Annotated in this window: 24 protein-coding genes and 2 pseudogenes; 16 read left to right on the forward strand and 10 right to left on the reverse strand. The window is 70.2% G+C overall.

The window, feature by feature from the left end; translation table 11 throughout:
* Positions 1-65 precede the first annotated feature (65 nt).
* Positions 66-497, reverse strand: a complete 432-nt coding sequence (locus tag ACFVVA_RS19535) for a hypothetical protein (RefSeq protein WP_387691061.1) — start codon at positions 495-497, stop codon at positions 66-68.
* 915 nt (positions 498-1,412) lie between these two features.
* Between ACFVVA_RS19535 and ACFVVA_RS19540 the strand changes: the two genes are divergently transcribed.
* Positions 1,413-2,738 carry a DNA-binding protein gene (locus tag ACFVVA_RS19540; protein ID WP_387691063.1) on the forward strand — a complete coding sequence of 442 codons (1,326 nt, stop codon included), beginning with the start codon at positions 1,413-1,415 and terminating at the stop codon, positions 2,736-2,738.
* A gap of 194 nt (positions 2,739-2,932) precedes the next feature.
* On the opposite strand, the gene ACFVVA_RS19545 is transcribed toward ACFVVA_RS19540, so the two are convergent.
* Entirely contained in the window at positions 2,933-3,970 is a 1,038-nt protein-coding gene (locus ACFVVA_RS19545; protein ID WP_387691065.1) for an NAD-dependent epimerase/dehydratase family protein, read from the reverse strand.
* A gap of 318 nt (positions 3,971-4,288) precedes the next feature.
* Here ACFVVA_RS19545 and ACFVVA_RS19550 point away from each other — a divergent pair, with 318 nt between their 5' ends.
* The 5 genes and pseudogenes from ACFVVA_RS19550 to ACFVVA_RS19570 all read left to right on the forward strand — a co-directional run bounded on the left by ACFVVA_RS19550 (position 4,289) and on the right by ACFVVA_RS19570 (position 8,138).
* Positions 4,289-4,429: a hypothetical protein gene (locus ACFVVA_RS19550; protein ID WP_387691066.1), complete on the forward strand. Its 141-nt coding sequence runs from the start codon at positions 4,289-4,291 to the stop codon at positions 4,427-4,429.
* A gap of 13 nt (positions 4,430-4,442) precedes the next feature.
* A complete protein-coding gene (locus ACFVVA_RS19555; RefSeq protein WP_387691068.1) occupies positions 4,443-5,633 on the forward strand; it encodes a cupin domain-containing protein in 1,191 nt (396 codons plus the stop codon).
* Entirely contained in the window at positions 5,630-6,475 is an 846-nt protein-coding gene (locus tag ACFVVA_RS19560; RefSeq protein WP_387691070.1) for an aldo/keto reductase, read from the forward strand. The genes ACFVVA_RS19555 and ACFVVA_RS19560 overlap by 4 nt, the downstream gene beginning before the upstream one ends.
* Complete coding sequence (locus ACFVVA_RS19565; RefSeq protein WP_387691072.1) at positions 6,456-7,304, forward strand: hypothetical protein; 849 nt, start codon at positions 6,456-6,458, stop codon at positions 7,302-7,304. Before ACFVVA_RS19560 ends, ACFVVA_RS19565 begins: the two co-directional genes overlap by 20 nt.
* 3 nt (positions 7,305-7,307) lie before the next feature.
* Positions 7,308-8,138: pseudogene (locus ACFVVA_RS19570) on the forward strand (hypothetical protein).
* 270 nt (positions 8,139-8,408) lie between these two features.
* Here ACFVVA_RS19570 and ACFVVA_RS19575 read toward each other — a convergent pair.
* A complete protein-coding gene (locus ACFVVA_RS19575) occupies positions 8,409-8,906 on the reverse strand; it encodes a DUF397 domain-containing protein (RefSeq protein WP_387691074.1) in 498 nt (165 codons plus the stop codon).
* Positions 8,903-9,760, reverse strand: coding sequence for a helix-turn-helix domain-containing protein (locus ACFVVA_RS19580; RefSeq protein WP_387691076.1), 858 nt, complete (start codon positions 9,758-9,760; stop codon positions 8,903-8,905). Before ACFVVA_RS19580 ends, ACFVVA_RS19575 begins: the two co-directional genes overlap by 4 nt.
* Positions 9,761-10,195: 435 nt before the next feature.
* Here ACFVVA_RS19580 and ACFVVA_RS19585 point away from each other — a divergent pair, with 435 nt between their 5' ends.
* From ACFVVA_RS19585 to ACFVVA_RS19610, 6 genes and pseudogenes are all read left to right on the forward strand, one after another.
* Positions 10,196-11,152, forward strand: a complete 957-nt coding sequence (locus ACFVVA_RS19585) for a hypothetical protein (RefSeq protein ID WP_387691077.1) — start codon at positions 10,196-10,198, stop codon at positions 11,150-11,152.
* The gene (locus ACFVVA_RS19590; RefSeq protein WP_387691079.1) at positions 11,149-12,579 is read left to right on the forward strand and encodes an FAD-dependent oxidoreductase; all 1,431 of its coding nucleotides are present in this window, start codon (positions 11,149-11,151) and stop codon (positions 12,577-12,579) included. Before ACFVVA_RS19585 ends, ACFVVA_RS19590 begins: the two co-directional genes overlap by 4 nt.
* The gene (locus ACFVVA_RS19595) at positions 12,576-13,358 is read left to right on the forward strand and encodes a nucleotidyltransferase domain-containing protein (RefSeq protein ID WP_387691081.1); all 783 of its coding nucleotides are present in this window, start codon (positions 12,576-12,578) and stop codon (positions 13,356-13,358) included. Before ACFVVA_RS19590 ends, ACFVVA_RS19595 begins: the two co-directional genes overlap by 4 nt.
* Positions 13,355-14,470 (forward strand): radical SAM protein, encoded by a 1,116-nt coding sequence (locus ACFVVA_RS19600; RefSeq protein ID WP_387691083.1) that lies wholly within the window; start codon positions 13,355-13,357, stop codon positions 14,468-14,470. Before ACFVVA_RS19595 ends, ACFVVA_RS19600 begins: the two co-directional genes overlap by 4 nt.
* Before the next feature lie 16 nt (positions 14,471-14,486).
* Positions 14,487-15,581 (forward strand): radical SAM protein, encoded by a 1,095-nt coding sequence (locus tag ACFVVA_RS19605; protein WP_387691085.1) that lies wholly within the window; start codon positions 14,487-14,489, stop codon positions 15,579-15,581.
* Positions 15,582-15,726: 145 nt separating this feature from the next.
* Positions 15,727-16,044 (forward strand): annotated as a pseudogene (locus tag ACFVVA_RS19610) (transposase); the annotation flags it as partial.
* Between the two features lie 281 nt (positions 16,045-16,325).
* Here ACFVVA_RS19610 and ACFVVA_RS19615 read toward each other — a convergent pair.
* From ACFVVA_RS19615 to ACFVVA_RS19630, 4 genes are all read right to left on the reverse strand, one after another.
* Entirely contained in the window at positions 16,326-17,336 is a 1,011-nt protein-coding gene (locus tag ACFVVA_RS19615; RefSeq protein WP_387691087.1) for a YihY/virulence factor BrkB family protein, read from the reverse strand.
* Between the two features lie 108 nt (positions 17,337-17,444).
* Positions 17,445-17,903, reverse strand: coding sequence for a Rieske (2Fe-2S) protein (locus tag ACFVVA_RS19620; RefSeq protein ID WP_387691235.1), 459 nt, complete (start codon positions 17,901-17,903; stop codon positions 17,445-17,447).
* On the reverse strand, positions 17,867-17,998 hold the full coding sequence (locus ACFVVA_RS19625) for a hypothetical protein (RefSeq protein WP_387691089.1): 132 nt from the start codon (positions 17,996-17,998) through the stop codon (positions 17,867-17,869). Before ACFVVA_RS19625 ends, ACFVVA_RS19620 begins: the two co-directional genes overlap by 37 nt.
* A gap of 105 nt (positions 17,999-18,103) precedes the next feature.
* Complete coding sequence (locus tag ACFVVA_RS19630; RefSeq protein ID WP_387691091.1) at positions 18,104-18,526, reverse strand: SsgA family sporulation/cell division regulator; 423 nt, start codon at positions 18,524-18,526, stop codon at positions 18,104-18,106.
* Positions 18,527-19,009: 483 nt separating this feature from the next.
* Here ACFVVA_RS19630 and ACFVVA_RS19635 point away from each other — a divergent pair, with 483 nt between their 5' ends.
* From ACFVVA_RS19635 to ACFVVA_RS19645, 3 genes are all read left to right on the forward strand, one after another.
* Positions 19,010-19,264 carry a hypothetical protein gene (locus tag ACFVVA_RS19635; RefSeq protein ID WP_387691093.1) on the forward strand — a complete coding sequence of 85 codons (255 nt, stop codon included), beginning with the start codon at positions 19,010-19,012 and terminating at the stop codon, positions 19,262-19,264.
* A 256-nt stretch (positions 19,265-19,520) separates the two neighbouring features.
* A complete protein-coding gene (locus ACFVVA_RS19640; protein ID WP_387691095.1) occupies positions 19,521-19,865 on the forward strand; it encodes a hypothetical protein in 345 nt (114 codons plus the stop codon).
* A gap of 143 nt (positions 19,866-20,008) precedes the next feature.
* Positions 20,009-20,554, forward strand: a complete 546-nt coding sequence (locus ACFVVA_RS19645; protein ID WP_387691097.1) for a DUF6328 family protein — start codon at positions 20,009-20,011, stop codon at positions 20,552-20,554.
* A gap of 77 nt (positions 20,555-20,631) precedes the next feature.
* Here ACFVVA_RS19645 and ACFVVA_RS19650 read toward each other — a convergent pair whose 3' ends face one another.
* Both ACFVVA_RS19650 and ACFVVA_RS19655 read right to left on the reverse strand, forming a co-directional pair.
* Entirely contained in the window at positions 20,632-22,263 is a 1,632-nt protein-coding gene (locus tag ACFVVA_RS19650) for a phytoene desaturase family protein (protein WP_387691099.1), read from the reverse strand.
* Entirely contained in the window at positions 22,245-22,739 is a 495-nt protein-coding gene (locus ACFVVA_RS19655; RefSeq protein ID WP_387691101.1) for an SRPBCC family protein, read from the reverse strand. The genes ACFVVA_RS19650 and ACFVVA_RS19655 overlap by 19 nt, the downstream gene beginning before the upstream one ends.
* Before the next feature lie 347 nt (positions 22,740-23,086).
* Here ACFVVA_RS19655 and ACFVVA_RS19660 point away from each other — a divergent pair, with 347 nt between their 5' ends.
* The gene (locus tag ACFVVA_RS19660) at positions 23,087-24,874 is read left to right on the forward strand and encodes a thiamine pyrophosphate-requiring protein (RefSeq protein ID WP_387691103.1); all 1,788 of its coding nucleotides are present in this window, start codon (positions 23,087-23,089) and stop codon (positions 24,872-24,874) included.
* Position 24,875 lies beyond the last annotated feature (1 nt).

The following is a 24,875-nucleotide window of genomic DNA, read 5'->3' on the forward strand; positions in this document are numbered from 1 at the left end:
GTGGAGGCCTCCGGAGCAAGGTCGGCGGGGTCGGCCCGGCCGTCGGACGGGCTGGGGCGGAGAGTTCAGCGGGTGGCGGCGAACGACTGGGCCAGGGCCTGGCGGAAGAGGTCGTCCGGGCGGTCGCCGACGCTCACCCAGGGGTGGGAGGAGACGAACGGCGCCATCGCCGTGAACACCTCCGCAGCCTGGACAGGGAGTCGGCTTGCCCAGAGTGCGTGCGCGAGGTGGCTCTCGTCCGCCACGGGCCACCGGCCCTGGCCGCCGGATGCCGCAGACCAGTGCTCGTACGCCCGCAGCACCGCAGCACGGACTCCTTCGTCCTTCGTCCACTGCAGTTGGGCTGTGCCCTTGCGCTCCGCCCGCTGATAGCGGTCGACGTACACGTACAGCGGCAGAGCGTGAAGGGGCGAGCCCGTCGGTGCGCTCGGGAGGAAGGCTGCCAAGAAATCGTTCGCGGTGCCGGGGGTGCCGCGGGCGAGCCAGAAGCGGAGCATCTGGTGCCAAGCCTCCCTGCTCCACGGGTCCGCGCGTCGGACCTGTGCGAGAAGGCCCCATGGACCGCGCGGGAGCATCTGGTCGGGCGCTGCGGCCCGGTGCTCCGGACGGGACAGGGAGGGATCCAACCGTGCCAGTTCCAGTAGGCAGATCCACGGCACCGGATCGTCGGCGAGGGTGGAGGCGGCCTCCCAGCACAGTTCCCGTGCCGACCGCTCCAGGCCCACGACTGTTCGTGGGTCCGCCCGGTTGCTGACGGCCTGGAGGGCTCGTGCGACAGCCGTCCGCGCGAGGAGCGTCGACAACCCGCTGCTGTCCGGAGCCTCGCGCCGCATGTGGTCGAGCACGTCACTCCGTGCAGCGACGGCGGCCAGGACCTGGGTCCGGGCCGTCCACGCGGGCCAGTCGCCCCATGAACTGGCAAGCAGCGCGCGGGCAGTTATCCATCGACCCTGCCGAAACTCCTCCACGGCGACCCGGAGGTCGCTGTCGTGGCCCGCGGGGTGCCGGACGAATCGGCCCGGGTCAAGGGCGACCGGAGCATCCATTGCCGGGTCCTTTCGAGGAATGCCGGTCCGTTGGCGCCGCACTCCCCGTCGCCCGGTAGACCGAGGGCGCCAAGAAGCACGGCCGGCTCAACCGGATCGGCCGAGGGGCTGAAGAAGATGAGACGACCGGGTCGCGTGACGAAATGTGACTCGGCGATCGGCCACCAACTGTCCCGCTCCGGTTGGAGCAGCGCCACGACACCGAGGTGTCATCTGATCGGGCGGTGAGGCAGTGACATGTCATCGGAGTGTCATCTCGTCAGAACCGGCAACGCGATGGCTCATCAGCGGGTATTGCTAGATTCAGGCTCTCCCCGAATCGGCGGCGGCTGGGCTGTGACCGACACCACGGGGCGGAGGCGCGACATGTCGAGCAAGACGCTACTGGGGGTCCTGATAGAGAGTTCGGGGTGGGAGTTTTCCGACTTCCATCGTGAACTTCGAGGTGCTGGCAACGAGTTGGCGCGAACCCTCAAGGACCACCGGTTCCGCGACCTGGATATGTCGCAGGCGACGTACAGGCGTTGGGTCGCCGGAACGGTCAGCCGGCCGACCGGCGTGTTCTCCCAGACGATTCAGCGCATGTTCAACAAGCCGATCGCCGAACTCCTGGCGCCGCCGCCTGAGGGAGGCCCCACCGCACTATCCCGGCAAGACCTCGAAAGGGAGCTCGCGATGACCGCACGCGAAGCATCCGACCACGCTGCTTCCGTGGCGTCCGCCTTCCTCTCCGACCTCTCCATAGAGCAGGTCCAGGAAGATGTCCGCCGACTCGCCCGTACCTACAACAATCGGCCGCCGTTCGACGTGCTTCGTGAGGCCCGGCAGCTTCGGACGGACACCGAAGCCCTGCTGGACCGCACCCACATCCCCGAGCAGAAGCAGCACCTGCTGATCGCCCTCGGCCAGACGACGGCGCTGCTGGCCATGACCGCCTTCGACCTCGGGGCATTCGGCGAAGCCGGTCGACTGGCCCGCTCCGCAGGCATGTACGCCGAGATCACCCGCTTCACTCCGCTCGCCGCCTTCGCGGCCGGCACACTCGGCATGCTCTCCTACTGGGAAGGCCGGCCGAGCGAAGCGATCCGCTTCATCCGTCAGGCGCATTCCTTTCCCGGTGTCGGTACGGCCGGCCGCGTTCGAATCGCCGCCATCGAAGCCAGGGCCTATGGCCACCTTGGAGATCAGCGACGAGCCGCGGAAGCCGTCGAGCGCTTCCGCGACGTCGACACCGTCGAGCGCGACGATCTCCACGACGAGGTTGCGGGGGAGTTCCTCCACCGTCCCGAGCGGATCGCCCGTTCGCACGGTACGACGCTCCTTCTCCTGCGCGATGGCGCCGGTGCGCAGCGGCACGCACGGCTGGTGCTGGAACTGCAGGCGGGGCTGCCCGCCGGGCAGAGGACTCCCCGGATCGAGGCCGAGGCGCGGGCGGACCTCGCGTCGGCGCTGATCCTCGACGGAGAAGTGGAGGAAGCCGCCGACGTCCTGGAGCCCATCGCGGCGCTTGCTCCGGACCGGCGCGCTGCAGGCCTCGTCGAACGAGTGGTCCACGTCGGCAAGCTGCTGACCACGGAGTCCATCGGGACGTCGCAGGTGGCCAGGGAGCTTCGGGAGGTGCTGGAGGAGTACACCCGAGTCGCTGCGCCGAGGCAGTTCGGCGGCAGCGTCGGGCGACTGGCCATCGAGTAGGTCACGGCTACCCCAGCGGGGTGGGGGGGGCCCGCCCCGGGCCGGGCGCCCCCCCCCCCCCACCCCGCGCGCTTGGTCGGGTGGGGGCGGCTTTTGGCCGCCCGCTGCGGCCCCCGGGCCATGGTTTTGGACACGGCTACCCCCGCGGGGTGGGGCGCACCGCCATGTGCCGGTCCGCCCCACCCCGCTTTCCTTCACCGCAAGGAACTGGCAGCGGCAAGGATCGTTCGTTCCCGGTCCGCGTCAATTCCGTGGGCGGATGCCCGGGGATGCGGAACCGGCACATTGCCGGCCTGGAGCCACTCCCAGGTGTCCCGCACCGTCTCCTCAAGGGGACGGCAAACGAATCCTGCGGCGTACGCCGAGCTGGAGTCGACAAGCCAGACGCCATCGTTCGTCCGCCACAGCGGCAGCTCCGTCCACTGCCGGACGCCGTGCTCCAGCAGGACCCTGTCCGTAACCCAGCGCAGCTCACCCCGGCCGCCCGTGGCCTCTACGCACGCCTGAAGGAAGCTGTCCATCGTGTCCCGTCCGATCGGTGCGGTCACGTTGTGGACCCCGCCGCCAGGGCGCTCGGCAAGCTCGACGGCGAAGTGCGCGACATCGCGGACGTCGACCGGCTGGATTCCCTTGCCTGCCGACCCGGGAGCCAGGATCTGCCCGCCGCGCTCGGCGCGCCGAAGCCACCACGGGAGCCGGCCGACATACTCGCCGGGGCCGAGGATCACCCCGGGACGAAGCAGCCACGACCGCTGTTCACCGAAAGCTGCGAGCACCGCCCGCTCGCCGCCCGCCTTCTGGCGCCCGTAGTGAAGATTCGGGCCCAGCCAACCCTCCGGGTCCTTGCCGTACTCGCTGTCGGCGTCGGCAGGGCCGTCCATCAGCCGATCGCCCACCGCCAGCGGGTGGTCCGGCCAACCGGCGTACACCGACACCGTCGAGATGTAGACGTAGCGCTCGGTCGCGCTCTCCAGCGCCCTCGCCCCCGCCAACACCACCCGCGGCGGCTGCTCAGCGGCAGAGGTGTCGATCACTGCGTCCCACGGGCCCTGTGCCGCGAGTCGGGCCAGATCCTCGGACGACGTACGGTCGCCGAGCACCTGCCGCACACCGGGTAGCACCACACCGGACCGGCCCCGGTTGAACGTCGTCACGGCCCAGCCGCGTGCTAGCGCCTCCTCGACAACGGCCTTGCCCAGAAACCAGCCACCGCCGACCACCAAGATATTCATGCCCGGAATCCTGCCGAGAACAGGCGTCCGTTGGCCAGTCCACCACTGCGACGTAGTCGAGACACCGCAGGTCGCGAGCATGATCGTGGCGAAGATGACACCCCGGTGACACTCCCGTGCGAACAGACCGCCGAGATGACAGGCAGAGGGCATGGCCCTGTCACGAGCAGCTCGGAAGACTGGGGCGCTCGGCGGCCCGATCGGAGCAAGGCGCTCTCCGGCGCCCTGAGACGGTGCCGGACACGTCGTCCGTGAGGACCGCCGCGCTCCCTTCCGATTCCCCGGAAGGCCGAGCACGATTCAGCGAGAGGAGACCCGATGGAGAGCACCGCACCCACGGTTCAGCCGAAGGAGGAAGGCGGCCTGCTGGTCGCCGTCCGCGGCATCAGGGCCGCGCGTTCCCGGGCCGACGTACCGTCCGACAACACCGGCGGCCGGTCCGACCAGAACGACACCTGAGAGACCGCCCACGATGCCTGAGACCGCCTCGTGGGCGGCGCGCCTGGGTGGGGACCGGTTCCTCACCCAGGCGCTGCACCGCTCCTACGCCGTCTTCCCCGCAGAAGACGCCGACACCGCTCCACTCCTGTCGTGGGACGATCTGAACTCGATCCTCGCCACCCATCGTCTCGACCCGCCGAGGCTACGGCTGTCGATGGACGGGCAGGCCGTCCCGGTCGGCCGGTACTCGACCCCGAGCACCAACCGGCGCGGGGCGACCTGGAACCGGCTGCACCCCGCCCAGCTCCACGCCCAGCTCGCCGAAGGCGCCTCCCTCGTCGTGGACGCGATCGACGAGATCCACCCGCCAATCCGCGCCGCTGCCGAAGCGCTGGAGCGCTTCATCGGCACGCCGGTGCAGACCAACGTGTACGCCTCGTGGACCGAGCAGGAGGGCTTCGGCCGGCACTGGGACGACCACGCGGTGGTCGTAGTCCAGCAGTATGGGGCGAAGCACTGGCGGCTGTGGGAACCCACCCGGCAGGCCCCAACCTTCCGCGACGTGGAAGCCCCGCAGGAACCCGAGGGCGAGCCGGTCGCGGACTTCGTCCTCCACCCGGGCGACGTCCTGTACCTGCCGCGCGGATGGTGGCACAGCGTCACCGCCGACCAAGGGACCGAATCGCTCCACCTCACCTTCGGACTCGTCGCCCAGACCGGCGCCATCCTCCTCGGTTGGCTGGTGGACGAGCTGCACGAGAGCTCGGCCGTACGGACGGACGTCCCGCTCCACGCCTCGCCGACCGAGAAGGCCGCCTACCTGACCGATCTACGGACCGCGGTGCTCACCGCACTGTCGGATCCCGACCTGATCGACCACTGGGCCAGGTCCACCGGCACCACCCACTTCGGCCGCCCGGCCCCGTCCCTGCCCTACGTGAACTCGCTTCCCCCGGACAGGTCGATCACGGTCCGGATCACCGCCGCGCGCGCCGAACTCACCGGCAACCCGGGAACCGGAACCGTCACCCTGTCCGCCGCCGGTACAGCGTGGGACTTCGCCGAGCGCGCTGCCCCCGCTCTGCAGATCCTGCTGACCGGGGAAGCCTCCACCATCGGCGAACTCGCGGACGCCGCCGGCCTGAAGGCCGCGGACATGGCCGACCTGCTGAATGCCCTCGTCCGGGGCCAGGCCCTCGCCGTCGTCGAGGCCAGCCGATGAGCCCCGTCCTCGGCCTGGGGACCTACCGGGTGCGCGCCGCCGGCGAGGCGGCGCGCACCGCCCTCAGGGCCGGAGCCCGATGGATCGACACCGCCCCCAACTACGCCCACGGCCAGGCCCATCACGACCTCGCTTCCGCCCTCGCCGACCACCCGGACGCCAGGGTGACGACGAAGACCGGATTCCACCCGGACAGCCGCCACAGCCTCGCCCCAGAGGACGTCCGCACCCAGACCGAGGAATCGCTCGCCGTCCTCGGCCGCGCCGACCTCGTCTTCGTCCACAACCCCGAGCGGTTGAGCCACAACCGGAAGCAGTTGCACCACACCCTCCGGGCCGCCTTCGCGGTGCTGGAAGAGTTCGCGGCCGCTGGCCGCATCGGGGGCTACGGCGTGGCCACCTGGTCCGGCTTCACCGAGCAGGCGTTCACCGTCGCCGAGCTGACCGGGTTGGCCCGGGACGCCGCCGGATCGACGGACCACCACCTCGCCGGTGTGCAGATGCCGGTCAGCCTCGTCATGGCCGAGCCTCTCGCTTTGGCCCTTGACGGTGACGGGCCGCTGATCCACGCGCGCGACGCCGGGGTCACCACCTTCGGGTCCGCCCCACTGCACGGCGGCGAACTGCCGAGCCTGATGACACCCGAACTGGTGAACCTGATCGCTCAGGGATCGACTCCACACGCCGCCGCGTTCCAGGTCGTCGGAGCGTGCCCAGCACTGGACGTGGTCCTCGCCTCGACCAGCACCCGGCGCCACTGGGACGATGCCAGGGCGGCTCTAGCCGAACCGATCCCCGACGAGCGACTCAGGACGGTGCTCGATGTCCTTTCAACCGGATGACGAAATCCGGCACAGCCTTACAGCAGCACACCAGAAGGCCGCCGCGTTCCTCGGCCTCGTGTGCACCGGACCGCCGACCTTCGGCACCTCCGGCACCACCGTCGGCCGCCGGGCCGAGAACACCTGGCTCCGCGTCTCCAGAAGCAGCCGCCACCGGGCGCCCCGGCCGACCGGCCAGGGCGCCCTCGGCGCGGAACAGCTCGTCCCCGCCTCCGTTCCCCGACCCCGGCTCCACGACACCACGGACTGGACCGAAGCCGGCTGGTTCTACCAGGCTGACGTCTTCGACCTGGTAGACCCTGCGGTCTCCACCACCCAGGACCTTCGCCACGACCCCGGCCTGGACAACGGCTGGTGGACCGCGCTGAAAGACGCGCTGGCTGGCCTCGCACAGGCACCCGGCACGAAGACCACCCCGCGCCAGGCATGGGTCGAAGAGGCCTTCCCGAAGTACCTCGGCATCCCGGCCCCCGCGAGCATCGAGCGGGTCACCGGCCACGGCGACCTGCAGTGGGCCAACCTGACCGCCAGGCCGCTCATGATCCTCGACTGGGAACGCTGGGGCCTGGTCCCGGTCGGCTACGACCCCGCCGTCCTGTGGGTCAGCAGCCTTCTCGTCCCCGAGGCCGCCGAGCGGACCCGCGAGGAGTTCGCCGACATTCTCGACACCCCCGCCGGACGTGTCGGCCAGCTGATCGCCCTCGCGGAGATGCTCCAGGCCGCCGACCGCGGCTACTACCCCGACCTGACACCCCTGCTCGCCGACCAGGCACGCGAGCTGACCGGGATCACCCCGCCGCAGGCCGCCACCCCCGGACCCGTCCGGTAGGCCGTGGACCTACGGCACGACCCTGTCGAGCACGTACTGGTCCAGGCCGAGCAGCACCTCGACACGCGGCTGGACCGAACCGGTATGGTGCGCAAGCGCCGGACGGTCGGAGTGCCCACCGACCGAGGCAGCTGGGTCCGGGTGGAACGGCGGCCGTGGGCGCGAGCCCTCGAACAGGGCTGGGGCGGAGCAGAAGCCGCCGCAGCACTGGTCGGCGTTGCGATGCCCCGCTGGTCCGGGTCGGCAACGTGGCATGACCCACGAGACCAGGCGATCTGGCGGGTGGACGAGACCTCGCTGCTGCCGGACGGCCCGGTCGGGGCCGCGGTGGTGACCGTCGACCCGGAGCTGCCGGAGGGGTGGTGGTGCTCGCTGAACGCCTCGCTGAACGCACTTGCCGAGCGGCGCACGGCCCGGACGGCGACTCCGGACACCGAGCAGATCACCCGGAAGCTGATCGCCGACACGATCGGGGCTGCCTTCCCCGGAGAGCACGACACCAGGGCGGAACTGTGGTGCCTTGCCCACGCGGACTTGAACTGGGCGAACATCACCGGCCCCGACGAGTTCTGCCTGTTCGACTGAGAGGACTGGGGAATGGCGCCACGCGGACTCGACGCGGCGTCGCTGTACGCCGCCTCTCTCGCCGTACCGGCACTCGCGGAGCGAGTCAGGCGGTAGCGCCGGGCAGACCTTGAGAGCCGGGACGGAATGCTGATGCAGCTCTGTGCGATGGCGAAGATCGTTGGGCCGCACGCGGGCCCGCACGACCCGCGAGCGGGGCCCGCGCGCCGGGAGGCCGCGCGGGTGGTCCACGCTCTTCAAGCAGGTTGAACGCCACCCGCACCGTCGGAAGGAGTAGGCATGGAGCCCACTGTGCGCCCTCCGCGTAGGCACGACGCCGAGGACATCGCCAGCGCGAAGGAGCGAGGCTGGCGCGAGCTGACGCCCATCGACGCCGCCTACGAAGCGGGAGAGAGTCACCGAGTGGCACGCCGCTGTCCTGGACATCATCGGACCGGCCTACCGCAACAGCGACGACCCGCGGGCCCAGTCCAACCACAGGGCGACGAGGCCCGTTGGAGAAAAGCCCGCGGCAGGGGGCTATCTGTGGAATCTTCCGTTAGCGAGGCCGTCGGCGAAGTCGTTGATTTCGGAGGCTGCGAAGATCAAGGAATTTTTGCGCCGGTCACGGAAAGCGGTGATTGCGCGGGGCAGGAAGGCGGTCTCGATGCAGTCGGAGTCGTTGGTGCTCGCCGATTGCCACTGTGCTCCCGCAAGTTGCTGAGCCAGCCAGCCTCGCGGAAGCTCGTTTTTGGTGTCTGCCGTGATGGGGTCAGCGCACAGATGAGTAGCCATGCGGAGCTTGCCGTTGATGATGGTGTGGGCGAAATCCTCGAACTTCTGGTCAGAGAGAACGAGGGGCTCTTGCTGTGGGTTGAGCGAGTCGCGGATCGCTGTGATCGCCTGGGGCAGCCGGGCAACCTCAACGCAGTTGGAGCCGCCGGTGCTTGCGGATTGCCAGTGGGCTGCTGCGAGTTGTTGGGCCAGCCAACCAGCGGTGAGATTTGCCGTGACGGAGTCGGGGTGGTGGGGGGTCATGCGTATTCCTCGGCGAGTTGATCTAGGAAGGCGAGTGACTTCTCGGGCGACAGCGCGTCGTCTGTGAGGTGTTCGCTAACGCGCTGGTACTCGCTGACGACATCGGTCTCGTGGATGTGCAGGGCGGCGCGCCTGCCCTCGATGGTGACGCTCGTGCGGCCGGTCGGAAACGTCATCAACATGAACGGCCCGTCTATCCCGGCGTGCGCCCCGACAGAGAACGGGATCACCAGGATGGTGATCACAGGGCTGCTTCTGGCCAGCGTGGCGAGGTGTTTGATCTGTTGGTGCAGCCCGGCGCGTCCTCCGATCTCTTGCCGGAGTTGGCCTTCGGTGAGCACTGACGTGATCACCAGTGGTGGCTGTCGGGAGAGAACCCGCTTGCGGAGTTCGGAGCGCACGGCGACGAAGCGATCGACGTCGGACTCGTTGTCCCAGGCGCGGCCGGCCTCGATGATCGTGCGCTCGGTAAGCGTTTCCTGGAGTAGTCCGTGTGGTGCTGTCGGTGACCAGAGGAAGGCCGACGAGGCGAGTTCAATGTCGGTGTAGTAGTTCCCGAAAGGGTCATCGGCGTCGCCTGGGAACCGTTCCTTCCAGTCGCTGCTGTTTGCGCTGAGGACCAGCTCGTTCCAGAACGCCTGGGCAGCCGGGTCGGTGATCCCGAGGACGGCCAAGAGGTGCGGGAGCTTCTGGAGGGTGATCTGCTGGTCGCCGGACTCGATCTTGTGGACGGTGCTCGCTGATCTGTAGCCGAGCTGCGTGGCGGCCGCGTCCAGCGACCATCCGAGTTCCTGCCGCCGGTGGCGCACCTCCGCGCCGAGCCGCCGACGTCGGGGGTTGGGTTGGTCGGCCATCAGCACCTCCAGGGTCAGGTTGATCGTAGTGGGTAAGCCCCTCAGCTCTCATGCAGCCTGTCGAGTAGGAAAAATTTTCCAATCACGAAGACTTGCCATCAATCTGACGCAGCGCCATCATCGTGATGCGGTCAGTGTCTGCTCGGCGCAGGCCGCCTTGGCCAGTGGCGCACCTCCACTTCGGCATGCCTTGGTCCTGGCCCCTTCGAGTCAGCGACCCACCTGAAAGCGCTCTGGTCAGCCGCGCGGCAAATCCGGGCAGCGGCCGGTCCACCGCTCACCGCACATTCCCGACGAGGTGCACGGCTGGTCGCCCGAAACCCCCGTCATCTCCTGCGCTGTGCTGAAGCGGCTGACCGGTTCCGGCCTCCGTACGGAACGGCTGACGCGGAGCAGACTCGCCTGCGCCGGACCACTGGAACTGAGGAGGTACTCATGGCCCAGATTGCTGATCCCACGCGTGACGACAGGATCGGCTCGGCAGGCACCATAAGTCGGATCGCGTGGTGCGCCTTCAACGACGTCACTACCCATTCGCTGGAGGAACTGGGAGCATCAATTCCGCGGTTGGACGGCGTGGTCGGCACGGACTCGCCAACCGGGCTCTTGTTGCATACCTGCCACCGCGTCGAGTGGTACGAGGCCGAGCCCGCGAAAGCGGTCACCGCGCCGTTCTCGATCCGGCTCAGCCGACGGATCGCCGGCCACGAGGCCGCAGCTTCCCGGTTGGCCCGGATCGCCGCTGGCGCGATGTCCCTGATCCTCGGGGAGCAGTTCGTCTTCCAGCAGGTTCACTCGGCCTTCGACCGGCTGCCCGCTGGCCACCCTCTTCGACCGGTGGGGGCAGAGGTACTCCTGCTGGCCAGTCAGGCACGGCGCCGGTTCGGACTCCGGGCCCGGCTCGACTACCGCGACCTTGTCCGAACGCTGCTGGACGCGTCGGCCACCCACTCGCGCAACCTGGTCATCGTCGGCGGCGGCATGCTCGCCCAAGCCGTCGCACATGAACTCGGCGACGACCGCCGAGTCTTCGTCTTGACCCGAAGCCCCAAGAAGCTTCGCCGACTCCTGCGGTCCGGCGCCGCCAAGGCGACCGTTCTGCGGATCACAGAACTACCCGACACCGTACGGGACAGCGGCTTCGACCTGGTGCTCGCGACCTCCGGGCTCACGCCCCAGTATCGCGACCACATCGCGCGCCTCGCGGATTCCGCAGCCCGATCGCTGGTCATCGACCTGTGCGCGACGCCCGTCCTGCACGACCGCTCGAACTACCAGCACCTGCACCACCCGGCCGTGACCGACCTCATCGAGGACGCCAACCGGCCGGCTGTCGAGGCAGCTCGCGCTGCTTCCTTCTGGATCGAGAACCAGTACGGAGGGCACAGTTGACCACGATCGTCGACACGCTGGTGATCGGCGCCGGCCCCGCTGGGCTGATCGCCGCCGATCGCCTCACTGAGAACGGGTCCCGGGTGTTGCTGGTCGATGCCGGCCGCACCCACCTGCGTCGCACCTGCCCGGTGGATCTCCTGCGCTCCTGCAATGGCTGCCAGGGCATCTGCAACGTGATCTCCGGCTTCGGCGGCTCGATCCACTACGGAGACGGGGTCAAGCTCTCGCGGTTCCCCAGCGGCCGGCGGCTGGCCGAACTCCTCGGTGCTGACCGAGCCGAAGAACTCGCCGATCGGGCGCTGCGGAGGCTGTGCGGCGAGGAGGACCTGCCCGCCTTCCACGGAGCCCTCCCCGCCCTCGGACCGTTCACGGTCAAGGACTACCCGGTGGCCTCGCTCAGCGCGGCGCACGTCCGGACGCTGATCGAACGGCTCCACCGTCGGATCACCACCGCTCCTGGCACCGAGTTACGGATGCAGACACAGGTCAGCTGCCTCCAGCCGCTCGGACAAGCGTGGCGGGCCGAAGTCGTCGGCCGGTCCGGCAGCAGCGAGTTTGTGCACGCGAGTTCGGTCGTGGTCGCGGTCGGGCGGCGGGGCCAGCGCTGGTGGCAGCAGACCCTCCGCGGCCTCGGAGTTTCGTTCTCCGCACCCGCTCCCTCCGTGGGAGTCCGCTTCGAGGCCCCGACCGCACTGCTGCAGCGCGGGTCCGACATCCACGAGGACTTCAAGACCACCATCGTCACCAACGGCGTGAAAATCAAGACGTTCTGCTTCTGCGCCGGTCCGGGGGGCGGCCGGATCAAGTTCACGGACTACGGCGAGCACACTCTCCTCGACGGCCACGTCATCCCCGAGGCGAAGAGGGGCAGTACGGCGAACTTCGCCCTCCTCGCGCAGCTTCGAGCCTCTGACGGCAGCCCGCGCACCACCGCCTGGGTCGACGAGAACCTCCTCGTCCCGTACCGGGCACTGAGGACCGACCGGCCGGGCAAGCCCGTCCTCCAGTGGTATCCCGACTTCCGCAGCCGTTCCCTCGCCTGCAAGGAACTTGAGCAGTTCGCCAGACTCAGCGGCTTCCACCCCTCGCTGCGCGACTACCAGGTCGCCGACCTCGCGGGCATCCTGCCCCAGGACATCCACACCGCTCTGTGCGATGCCTTCGAAGACCTGATGGCCTACTTCACCGGCGGCGCACTGCCCGGCCGCATCGCCTCCCAGGTCGCGGTGATCGGCCTCGAACTGGAGAACCTCTGGGACGAGCTGAAGCTCACCGACGGCCTGGAGACCACGGCCCCCGGTCTGTACGCGGCCGGCGACTGCACCGGCCTTGCCCAGGGCATCCTCCAGGCCGCGGTCGGCGGGCTTGCTGCAGCCGAAGCGATCACGGGCCGTCCTGGCCGTTCCACCGGGCTGGCCGCGTGACCGCCCTCCTCGCCGTCACGGAGGCCAGCCGAGCCGCCGTCGAGACCTTCGGCGACAACCTCCTGTGCTCCTTCGTCGGCGGCTCGTACGCACGCGGCACCAACAAGCCGACCAGCGACATCGACCAATTCGTCATCACCGTCCGCAGCGACCACGAGCGGGAACGGCTCTTCGCCGAACGCCTGCGCCAGGTCCACCAGGCCGCCGGCCTCGACTTCGACCACTGCGGAGAAATCCTCACCCTCGGAACCCTGAACACCCTGCTGGCCTTCACGGAAGACTGCATCGCAGCCGTGCCGGCGGTTCAGCGGTCCGCCTGTTACCTCGCCGACTGCCCCCTGTCGGTGTTCCGCAAGGGCGACGTGGTTCTCAAGTTCCTCGCCGACCCGAAGATCGCCGTCCACGACCCGGCGGGCCTCCTGCCGGCGCTCGAAGCCCGGGCTGCGGCCTACTTTTCCGCTTGGCCGATGCCCCGGATCCAGGAACACAAAGGCCGGCTGCGACTGCCTCCCGGCAGCCCCCAACAGCGGCTCGCCGACCTGTGGCAGTCCCGTGCCGCCACCGTGGCCTGGACCGACACACCTGTCGGCATCGGCCTGGAACGCTGGTTCGGCACCGAGCTGCCCGCCCGGTTCGAAGCCCTGCACCATGCCGGCCCCGTCACCTCCCCGGCTCTTGACGGCATCGGCTGCCCGCTGCCCGCCGCCGACACCCTCACGGCACCCCTGACCGCTCAGTGCCTCGCCTTCCTCCACTTTGAACCGGAAGGACACCGATGACCGCCGTCTCCCTCGGCATGCCCACCACCCGCCTGCCGATCTACCGGCAGACCCGCGAACGGTTCGTCTTCCTCTACCCCACCACCGCCTGCAGCCTGCGGTGCAAGACCTGCTACGTGGGCAACGACCGCCTCAACGCCGCCAACACCATGAGCGTCGAGCAGGCCGTCAAGATCATGGATTACTTCCGGATCACCGGAGGCCACGACAAGCTCTACCTCCTCGGCGGCGAGCCCACCATGCACCCCGAGCTGCCCACGATCGTCACCGAGGGCCGCAATCGCGGCTACCAGGTCACCATCAGCAGCAACGGCGACTTCGACGACGACCTGTTCGACAAGATCCCCCCGGGCACCCTGAACAGCTTCAACTTCTCCCTGGAGTCCGCCGACCCGCTCATCCACCGCAAGATCCGCGGCAACCCCACCAACTACGACAAGGTCGTTCGCCACATCGCCCAGGCCCGCGAACTCGGCTACCAGGTCCGCGTGATGTGCACCGTCTCGCAGACCAACCGCGAGCGTGCCCTCGACCTCGTCCCCTTCCTCGCCGAACTCGGCGCCCACACCCTCAGCTTCCACAACCTCGGCAAGACCGGCAACGGAGGCCGCTTCCTCCAACCGCTCAGCCCCACCGAGTGGATGGAATTCTGCGCCGAGATCGAAGCCTTCCCGCCCGAGCCGCGCCTGGCGGTCTACTATCCGCCGACCTTCGTGAAGGCGGACGACCAGGAGGCGTGGTTCGACCGCGGATACCCGGGCTGCCCCGCCCGCACCCTCGACCGCCCGCACGTCTACCCGGACGGCACCGTCTTCGCCTGCCCCGTCTTCATGGACGACGGCTGGCACTACGCCACCTTCGACGGCGACCGGCTCGTCCTCAACCCCGACCCGAACAACGAACTCAACGCCTACCTCATCGCCGACCCGGTGTGCACCGGCTGCCCCAACACGGAGACCTGCGGCGGCGGCTGCCCCGCCTACTCCCAGATCCCCGCCTACAAGGATGAGGACTTCTACTCCTGCGACCGCGACACCACCCCGCTGTGCATCCTGTGGACGGTCTCCGCCTGGGGCGCCCGCGAAGCCGACTCGCTGCACGTCCTGCGCTGACAAGGGAGACGAGACCGTGACCGACACCCTCGTACACGCCGCCGCGCATGCCACCGCGGCCAAGGAACCGTTCCTGTTCCTCTACATCACCGAGAAATGCCAACTGCGCTGCAAGCACTGCTACATGGGGACCCGACTCGACGCCGAGCGGCGCATGACCCCCGCCATGGTCGAGGACATCCTCTCCAGCCTGCGCGTCGCCTACGGCCAGTACAAGGTCTACCTCCTGGGCGGTGAGCCCACCACCCACCCCCGGTTCGGCGACATCCTCGACATCTGCAAGAAGCAGGGCTACAAGGTGGTCCTGACCTCCAACGGCCTCATCCCCCCGAAGACCTGGCCCCTGCTGCAGGGCTGCCTCGACTCCTTCTCCTTCTCCATGGACGGCGCCCGCCAGGAGACCCACGAGCAGATGCGCGGCGAGAAGACCTGGCGGCCCCTGCTCACCAGCATGAAACGCGCCGTCGCCGACGGCTTCCAGACCCGCGCCATCTTCACCGTCACCACTGCGAACCGGGCTGACGTGTTCGACGCCATCGACCTCGCCGACTCCATCGGCCTGGAGATGCTCTCCTTCCACTACTTCACCCCCACCGGTCTGGGCCTGGACAAGCCCCACCTCCAGATCCCCCCGGACGAGTGGGTGCAGCTGTGCGGCCAGATCCGCGAAGCCTCGGCCGGCCGCCGCGTGCGCGTCTTCTACCCGCCCGCGTTCGCCACCGCCGACCAGCTCCCCGCCCTGCGGGCCGCCGGCTACGGCGGCTGCACCGCCCGAAACCTCGAACGCCTCGCGATCTTCCCCGACGGCAGGGTGTACATCTGCTCGGCGTTCTTCGACACCGAACTCCATTACGGCGAATTCCGCGACGGAGCGATCCACCCCCGCCTCCAGGACGGGATCAGCGAACTCACCCTCGTGAACACCATCTCCGCCAACTGTCGCACCTGTTCGCACAGCTCCACCTGCGGAGGCGGCTGCGCGGCGTACGACCACCTGCAGAAGACCCTGACCAGCAGCGACTGCGACCGCACCACCATCCCGGTCTGCCCGCTGTGGTCCATGCCCGCCGACCCGAAGGGAACCGAGCACCGCCTCGTCGACCTTCGCTGAGCAACCAGACGCCGAACAAGGTCCGCACGCCCACCGGGGCGTGCGGACCTTCGGGCCTGAGAAAGCGTTGGGTAATTGATCAACTTCGTGGCGTGATGCACTGGCGGTGATCGTCGCGGGCGAGGCGTCCGCGACGATCACCGCCATGCGTGTCTGCGCGTGCAAGCCTTCCTGCGACTCGTCGTTGGCGGATGCCCAGTGGCTGGTGATCGAGCCTCTGCTGCCGGAGCGGGATCCGCGTCGGGGAGGGCGGTCGTTGAAGTTCCCGCGCAGGCTGGTCGTGGACACCGTGTTGTACGTGTTGGTCAGCGGGTGTGCGTGGCGGCTGGTGCCGCACGACCTCGCCCCGTGGGACGTGGCCTACCGGTGGTTCCGCGCCTGGACGGCCGACGGCATGTGGAACCGGGTCCACGAGTCACTGCGCGAGCGGGTCCGGGTGGCGGACGGGCGGGATCCGCGCCCTGGGCGCGGGACGGTAGCCCGCCTTCGGCGCGGCCGGCCACCCCCGCCGCTGACACCGTCACCGATACCCGCCACGTGTGAGGCGAGCGGGTCGGCTGGCGGTCAGGCCGCGAGCGCCAGCACACTGCCCCCTTGGCCGCTGCCCCGGCTCTGCGTGATGGCGGGCTCGATCTTGTGTACGGATCGTCCCCGGCTGTTCCTGGTATGAGGTCAATCGTCGGCCAGCACGGTTCTGACCGTGCGATCCCCGGATCCTCGCATCCGGCAGGGCGGCGGGGGTCGTCATCCTCCGTGGGGTCGACCCGCGGTTCCGTCGTCGTTGGCGCCCGGTCGTGGGTCGTCGTCGTTGAAGGCGACGTCGACTTGCTGTTCGGGGCGGCGTTCCTCTTGGTGGGCGATCGCGCTCAGCACCTGTTCGTCGGCGTCGGTGAGCGGCGGCTGGAGCAGGCTGCGCGGCCACAGGCGGCGGGCGAGGACGACGTTGGTCTCGGCGGCGTACACGGTGATCTCCGCAGCCAGGAAGAGCCAGGAGAGCAGGCCGATCACGGTGGCGAAGAAGCCGTAGACCTGCCCGGCGTGGCGCAGCTCGTGCACGACGAGCAGGGAGCCGAAGGCCTGGAGGACGGTGAACAGCGGGCCCGCGACCGCGCAGCCCGGCCATAGCGCGCGCGTGGGGATCACCCGGGGGGTGAGCACGCGGAAGCAGGCCAGGCACAGGGCGGCGTTCAGGAGCGCGGAGACGATCAGACCGCCGATGCGGGCGGCGGGCCCGCCGAGGGAGGCAGCGACGACCGATGCGGCCCCGGTGCCGACTACCAGGCCGGAGCCGAGCACGAGCAGGAGCAGGAGGCTGCGGACCAGGCGCGGCCAGTAGCCCGGCCGGCGCACGCCGGGGACGTTCCAGATCTCGGCCATGGCGTGCTGGAGCACCTGCGCGATGCCGAGTGCTCCGTAGAGCATGAACAGCATGCCGACGGCCAGGGCGAACCCACTTCCCTGGAGGGAGTGGACGTTCTGGCGGAGTTGGTCGCCGATGATCGGGAAGTCGGCCAGGGCGGAGTTGAGGACGGACTGCTGTGCGCCGGGGCTGCCGTGCAGGACGAATCCGAGGACGGTGCTGAGCAGGAGGAGCAGCGGGATCAGGGAGAGGAAGCCGTAGTAGGTGATGAGCGCGGCGAGTAGTCCGCCGCGGTCGTCGCCGTACTTCTTGATCACGCCGAGGATCATGGCGGTGGGCCGGTGGCGCTGCTGGTAGCCGTCCACCGAGCGCAGTGCGCGTTCGACCGGGTTCATGTCGTCCTCCTCCGCGTGGCGGGCGCGCGGATCGGCCACGGATCGGGCCCGCGTGGATGCGTCTGCCCATTGGGCCGGTCCGTACACCGTGTGGACGTGGACGGCTGGTCAGCCGGCGCCGGGCAGTCGTGCCTCCAGGTGCCCGGAGAGCAATCGGGTCTCGAACACTGGCTGCGGCGAGGTGGCAGGGCCGCTCGCGACCTCGCCGTCACGCAGGCGGAACTCGCTGCCGTGCCACGGGCAGCGCAGGCAGCCGTCGGCCACTGTGCCGTCCGCGAGCGGGCCGGACAGGTGGGCGCAGCGCTCCGCGAGCACGTGGCAGCGCTCGCCCTCGCGGACGACGACCACGGGCAGGTCGCCGGCTATCCTGCGGACGGGTTCGCCCGGTGGGAAGTCGTCGACCGGGCCGAGTCGGCCCCAGTCGGTGGGCGCGAGTCGGGGAGCGGTGGCAGCCCGGTTGGGGCCGGCGGCCTGTCCGTAGGCCAGGTGGCCGCCGAGGACGCCGCCGCCCGAGATGGCGGCAAGCCCCGTTAGGCCGAGCAGTCGGCCGCGGGCGCGTCGACCCAGGCTTGGGCCCGTTGCTCGACGGCGTCGGCCTCCGGATGGATGGCGGCCGGGACGGGGCAGTAGAACGGCAGGGTGTCGAGGGCGGGGGTGCTCACGGTTCCTCGGTGCGCCGTGGCTGGCGGGCGCGCCGCCTCACGCGCTGCAGTGGACGGTGTGGTGGCGATGCGGCGCAGGACGGAGACGACCTCGGTGGGGTGCGATCAGTCGGCGGCGCGCAGCCGGGCGATGGCGGAGTCGATATCAAGGTGGTCGGCTTCCGATCCGGCGGGCACCAGGGTGAACGAGTCTGTGAGGAAGGCGGCCACGGCGTCCTCCGGGGCGCTGAGCACTGCCCGACCGTCTGGGCCCTGCAGGGTGATGAGGACTTCGCCGGCCGATCCGGGGCTGATCTTGACGTCCCCGGTGCCGGTGGGGACGTGGCGCCCCTCGTCCAGCAGGTCCCGGCTGAAGTACCAGCACAACTCGGCGTCGGAGCCGGTACAGCTGCACGGGGTCAGCGGGAACACCAGGCATGCCGCATACGGAAGGGTCGTGTCGAAGCGGAGCTCCACGTCGACCGGGACGTCGGGCAGCGGGCTGTCGGGGAACGTGACGGGCATCGGGCGGACAGCGGACTTCTGCATCGGATCACCCTCCTGCGACGGCTGTGTGCGTCGGCCTCCGGTGGGCCAACGCATGCCAACGCGCCTACCCCAGCGCCCACGCGCCAGTCGGCAGGCCGGATATCTGCACAACTCCCTTGCTTTCGAGGTGTGTTGCATGTCGCTGTCACGTAGGCGGAGCTCGGAAGGCCGGACAGGGCCGCGCGCGCCGAAGCCATCTGCAACGGTGCTTCTCCGCCTGCCGGTAGCGCCAAGAGCACACGGCCGGAGCGGACCACCGGCCCTGTCCGGCAGGTATGCACACCGGGCGGGGCAGGTCCTCCGGCGAACTGCTGCTCATCACGGACCTGTGAGAAACGGCGGGCCAGAGCCGCCGCGCGGATCGTCTCCGACGATGTGTGGTGGCATGCTCGGATGATCGCGTCTCGTGTACGGAGGGAGTTTGCTGATGCTCGTGCCGTCCGCGCTGGAGCGGCGCCCGGGCGGGTCACGGTGAAGGGCTGGGTGACTGGGGCTGTCGGCGAACCGGGTGAGTGGAAGCGGTTGCTGGTGGTGCTCACCGACGGTCGGCGGCTGGTGACCGGGGAGATCTCCGAGTGGGAGCGGGTGGAGCTCGGGGCGCTGGTCGCCGGGCTGCTTCGGCAGCCGCATCCGGGCGCGCGGTCGATGGTGCGCTGGTTGCATCCGGTGCTGGCCGTCATCGTCGAGCTGGAGGCCGGGCAGGTACGCCGGATCGTGTTGCCTGCGGAAAGCGACTGAGCGATCCGGCGGGGGCAGCGCGCGGTTGTGGTCCGGCGCCGCCGCAGCGCGAAAGCGCCGTTCAGAGTGGGGCCGCGGAGCGTTCGAGGGCTTGGCGCGGGACCGCCGAGGCGATGCCGCGTTCGGCTTTTGGGCCGCTGGCTGGCAGGGCGGTTCACCCGGTTGCGCCGCTTCCGATAGCTCGGAACCTTGTCGGTCCACTATCCGGCTGTTGGGCCCGGCGGCGGGTGGCCGCGAGTCGTCGTAGGTTGCGGGCATGACCAGTGATGAGACAACGATCCCGGCCGTGGGGGTGCGCCTGCTGGACGAGGTGTTCGACGCGATCGAGACCGCCAGTCGGCGCCCCCAGCCCTGGGGCGGGTTCGACCACGGGGTCCTGGGGGCCTACCGGTGGGCCACCGGAGCCCAGATTGCGGCACCGGTCACCGCTGTTGCCGCGCTCGGGGCCACCGGGCCGTGCCGGGCGCAGCTGCTGGCCGAATGCCAGGCCGCCGCGGTCCGTCTTCGCGATGCCCTGGAGGAACGTACGGACGCCGCGTACGCCCTGGGTACCTACCAGGCGCTGGCGTGGCTGTGCGGCCACCACGAGGACCGCCCCTGACCTGCGTCTCTCAGTAACCAGCGCCGGTCCTGGCCGCCGCCGCCTTCACCCCGCTCCATCGCCCCGCCCCATGGCGAGTAACTGCTGCGCGTACGGGTCCGGGCCAGCCGCTACAAGCACCGCCCGTAGGCGGGGAGGATTCGTTGACGAAGAACGACGGCGCACCGGGCCGGGACGAGACGCCCCAGCAGCGGGCCGACCGGCTCTGGAGCGAAATGCTCCAGGAAGTCCGTGTGTGCCAGACCGGCGCACAGATCCTCTTCGGATTCCTCATCGGCGTGGCCTTCACCCCGCGCTTCGCCGCCCTGCCCGACTTCGACAAGAACCTCTACGTCGCCACCGTCGTCCTCGGCGCCGTCGCCACCGGAGCCCTGATCGCGCCCGTGGCCTTCCACCGCCTCCTCACCGGCCACGGCATGAAACCCGAACTGGTCCACGTCGCCAGTCGCCTCATCGCCATCGGACTCACCACCCTGGCCTTGACCATCGCCGCCGCGCTGCTGCTCCTGCTGCGCACCGCCACCGGCAACCCGGCCGCCGCCTGGGGCCTCAGCGCGGCCTGTCTGGTCTGGTTCGCCACCAGCTGGCTCGTCCTGCCCCAGGTCGTGCTGCGCCGCACGGCCGCCGCGCGCCGGGCTGCCGTGTCCGGGCAGGGTGACCTCGGCGGCGGTGGCCGCCCCCCGCGATGACAGCCCCTGCAATCCCGGCCTGCCCGGGCTGCGGGTCCCGTCTCGGCGTCCCGTCCGGCCGACGGCGTCGCGCGGCCTCACCTCCCGCCCGTATCGGCCAGGGCCCGCTGGGCGCCGGCCAGGACGGGTCGCAGCAGCCGGCCAGTCAGGGCTCCCTGGGCGCGCAGCGCGGCGCGGGCGGCGTTCGCGCCGCAGGCGCCGTGCACGCCACCGCCCGGGTGGGCCGAGGCGGAAGCGAGGTAGAGGCGCTGGATGGGGGTCTCGGGCCGCCCCGTGCCGGGTACCGGGCGCAGGAGTGCCTGCTGGTGGAGGGCCGTGGTGCCGCCGTTGATCGCCCCGCCGACCAGGTTCTGGTCCAGGTGTTCCAGTACCGGCGGGGTGAGTACGCGCCGGGCCTGGATCCGGTCGGTGAAGCCGGGGGCGAAGCGTTCGACCTGTGCTTCCAGGCGCCAGGCGATGGCTTCGCTTTCCCTGTCGTCCCAGGACCCGGTGATGCCGTCGGGCCCGAGGTCGTCGGCGATGTGCTGGGGGACGTGGGTGTAGATCCAGGCCGACTCGGTGCCCGCGGGTGAGCGGGACGGGTCGGCGGTGGTCATCTGGCCGAGCAGCCCGAAGGGGCGGGCCGGCAGACGGCCGGTGCTGACCTGGAGTGCGTAGTCGCTCAGTTCCGTCCAGTCGGCGCCGAGGTGGACGGTGCCGGCCCGGTGCGCCTGCTCGGCGGTCCAGGGGATCGGCGCGTCGAGGGCCCAGTCGACTTTGACGGTCGCGAAGTCCCACTGGAAGCGGCGTACGGCGTCGCGGAATCCGGGCGGCAGGTGCCCTTCCTGGACCAGGCGGCCGTACAGGTGCGGGGCGGGCACGTCGGCGAGCACGGCTTGGCGCGCGCGGACGTAGTCCCCCTGGGCGGTGCGGACGCCCAGCGCGCGGCCGGCGCGGACGACGACCTCGCTGACCGGGGTACCGCAGCGGATCGTGCCTCCGCGCGATTCCAGACGCCGCACCAGCGCGCCGCTGAGGGCGCGTGCTCCGCCGACCGGTACCGGCCAGCCGTACTGCTCGCCGAGCATGGCCATGAGCCAGCCGAAGGCGGCGCTGCCCGGCGATTCGGGCAGCAGATCGGCGTGCAGCGCGCAGCCAGCCAGCAGCAGCCCCGGGCCGTCCCGGTCGAACTCCTCCTCGGCCAGTCGCCGTACGGGCAGCGCCGCGAAGCGGGCCAGCCGCAGCAGGCCCGGCGCCCGGAGACGCGAGGCCAGCGCCAGGCCGGCGCGTACCGGCGGGAACGGCGCGAACATCGCCCTCACCAGGTACGGGTCCAGGTCCTGCCAGAGCTGTGACAGCCGTCGCCAGGCGAGTGCGTCCGGCCGGCCGAAGTTCCGCCCGATGTCGTCGCTGTTGGCCTCCGGCCCGCGCTGCAGCAGGGCGCAGCGGCCGTCGGGCAGGGGATGGGCGAGCACGATCGGCGCGTGGCTCCAGGCGAGGCCGTGCTCTTCGAGGCGCAGGGCCGCGATCACCGGCGAGGCGGCCGCCAGCGGGTAGAACGAGCTGAACAGGTCGCTGACGTAGTCGGAGTGGACGCCGCGGTCGCTGCGGACAGCGCCGCCGGCCTGATCCTGGGCCTCCAGCACCTCTACTTTCCAGCCGGCGTCGGCCAGCACGTTCGCGGCGACCAGACCGTTCGGCCCGGCCCCGATCACGACGGCGTCGGCCATGACGGACCTCCCCCCGGCGCGGACGTTTCCAGGTCGGCCGCCCGGGGCGCCTGCTCGACCGTGCGGGCGAGGCGGGCGAGCAGCCGACGGTGGCGCAGATCCAGCACCAGGTCCGCGGGGGCCGTGTGGAGGCTCCCGCCCAGGCCCCGCAGCGGGTGCTCGTCGACGATCACCAGGGTGGCGTCGCCCCACGCGATCAGCTCGATGGCGATCCGGACGGTGCCGAGCCGTCCGGCGAAAGCCTCCAGTTCCAGCCGGTGCCCACTGTCGCACACACGTACGGCGGTGTGGCCTTCGAAGCGGAACGGGCCGGCGCTGACGGTGTAGCGCAGGCTCGACCCGACTGCAGGCCATCGGCCTTCACCCGGGCGGGTTCGCTCCGTGCCGGGCACCCACCGGCCGTACGCGGTCGGATCGCCCAAGACGCTCCACACCGCCTGCGGAGCCCGCTCGATCAGGACGTGTCTCACAGCCATCGGCTTCGCCTCCTCGTGTCCGGTCCCTGACGGACCACCCGTATCTCAAAAAGGCGCATACCCGGCGAATGGCCCTGAACGCGACACTCGCAGCCGCCTGTTCTCGGCCGTGGGGCTGGGCCATCCGTTCCACCGGAACCTCGACCGGTCGCCGCCGGGCCCCCGTCCGGGGCAGCGACTGTGCTGTGCCCGGCATGCCTGCCCGCGGCCTGCGGGCCGGCAGGTGATACTGCGCGGGACACCGGGCGGTTCACCCACGGCGGTTTCATCGCGGCGCGAGCGGTTAGCCGCTCTCCGGGGCTCGTCCGCCCACCAGGAGCCAGCCCGCGCTGTGGAGGAGTTCGGTGATGAAGGTTTCCGACTACGTGCTGGAGCGACTGCGCGACTGGGAGGTGGAGTACGTCTTCGCCTATCCCGGGGACGGCATCAACGGGCTGCTCGCGGCCTGGGGCCGGGCGGAGGACCGGCCGCGGTTCATCCAGGCCAGGCACGAGGAGATGGCCGCTTTCCAGGCCGTCGGGTACGCGAAGTTCTCCGGCCGCACCGGGGTGTGCGTAGCCACCTCCGGGCCGGGTGCGATCCACCTGCTCAACGGCCTCTACGACGCCAAGCTCGACCACGTCCCGGTCGTCGCGATCGTCGGGCAGACGGACCGCAGCGCCATGGGCGGCTCGTACCAGCAGGAGGTCGACCTGCTCAGCCTGTACAAGGACGTGGCCTCGGAGTTCTGCGAGATGGTCACCGTGCCGGCTCAGCTGCCCAACGTGCTGGACCGCGCCATGCGCATCGCGGCGACCCGCCGCACGGTCACCGCGGTGATCATCCCTGCCGACGTCCAGGAACTCGACTACGAGGCGCCGGCGCACGCGTTCAAGCAGGTCCCCTCCAGCCTCGGCGTCCCGCACTACGCCCCGGTACCGGCCGAGGCGGACCTCGCCCGGGCGGCGGAGATCCTCAACGCCGGGGAGAAGGTCGCGATGCTGATCGGGCAGGGCGCCCGCTCGGCCCGGGCCGAGGTCGAGCAGGTCGCCGACCTGCTCGACGCCGGGGTGGCGAAGGCCCTGCTCGGCAAGGACGCGCTGCCCGACACCCTGCCGTACGTCACCGGCTCGATCGGCTTGCTCGGCACCCGCCCGTCCTACGAGATGATGCGCGACTGCGACACCCTCCTCGTGGTCGGCTCCAGCTTCCCCTACACCCAGTTCCTGCCCGAGTTCGACCAGGCACGCGCGGTGCAGATCGACCTGGACCCGTCCATGATCGGGCTGCGCTACCCGTTCGAGGTCAACCTCGTCGGCGACGCCGGCTCGACGCTGCGCCGGCTGCTTCCGCTGCTGGAGCGCAAGTCGGACGGCACATGGCGCAAGACGGTGGAGGACAACACGGCGCGCTGGTGGGAGGTCATGCAGCGCCGAGCCGATGTGTCCGCCGACCCGATCAACCCCGAATACGTCGTCCACACCCTCGACGCGCTGCTGCCCGACAACGCGCTCCTTGCCGCGGATTCGGGGTCCGCGGCGAACTGGTACGCCCGCCACCTGAGGATGCGCGGCGGCATGCGCGGCTCGCTGTCGGGCACGCTGGCGACCATGGGGCCGGGGGTGCCCTACGTGATCGGCGCGAAGTTCGCCCACCCGGACCGGCCCGCGATCGCGATCGTCGGCGACGGCGCCATGCAGATGAACGGCCTCGCGGAGCTGATCACCGCAGCGAAGTACTACCGGGAGTGGGCCGACCCGCGCATGGTCGTCGCGGTGCTGAACAACCACGACCTGAACCAGGTCACCTGGGAGATGCGGGCGATGCAGGGCGCGCCGCAGTTCGAACCCTCGCAGAGCCTTCCGGACGTGCGCTACGCCGACATCGCCCGGACGTTCGGTCTGGGCGGCGTACGGGTGGAGAAGCCGGAGGACGTGGAGCCGGCGTGGCGCCAGGCACTGGCTGCGGACCGGCCGTTCGTCATCGACTTCCGCACCGACCCGGCGGTGCCACCGATCCCGCCGCACGCCACCTGGGACCAGATCAAGGCTGCCGCCCTGTCGGTGCTCAGGGGCGACAGTGACCGGGGATCGGTGGTCCAGCAGGGCGTCAAGGCGAAGGTCCAGGAGTTTCTGCCCGGCAGCGGACGGAGCTGAC

It is taken from the genome of Kitasatospora sp. NPDC058048, from assembly GCF_042885555.1.
GTDB classification, from domain to species: Bacteria; Actinomycetota; Actinomycetes; order Streptomycetales; family Streptomycetaceae; genus Kitasatospora; species Kitasatospora lactacystinica.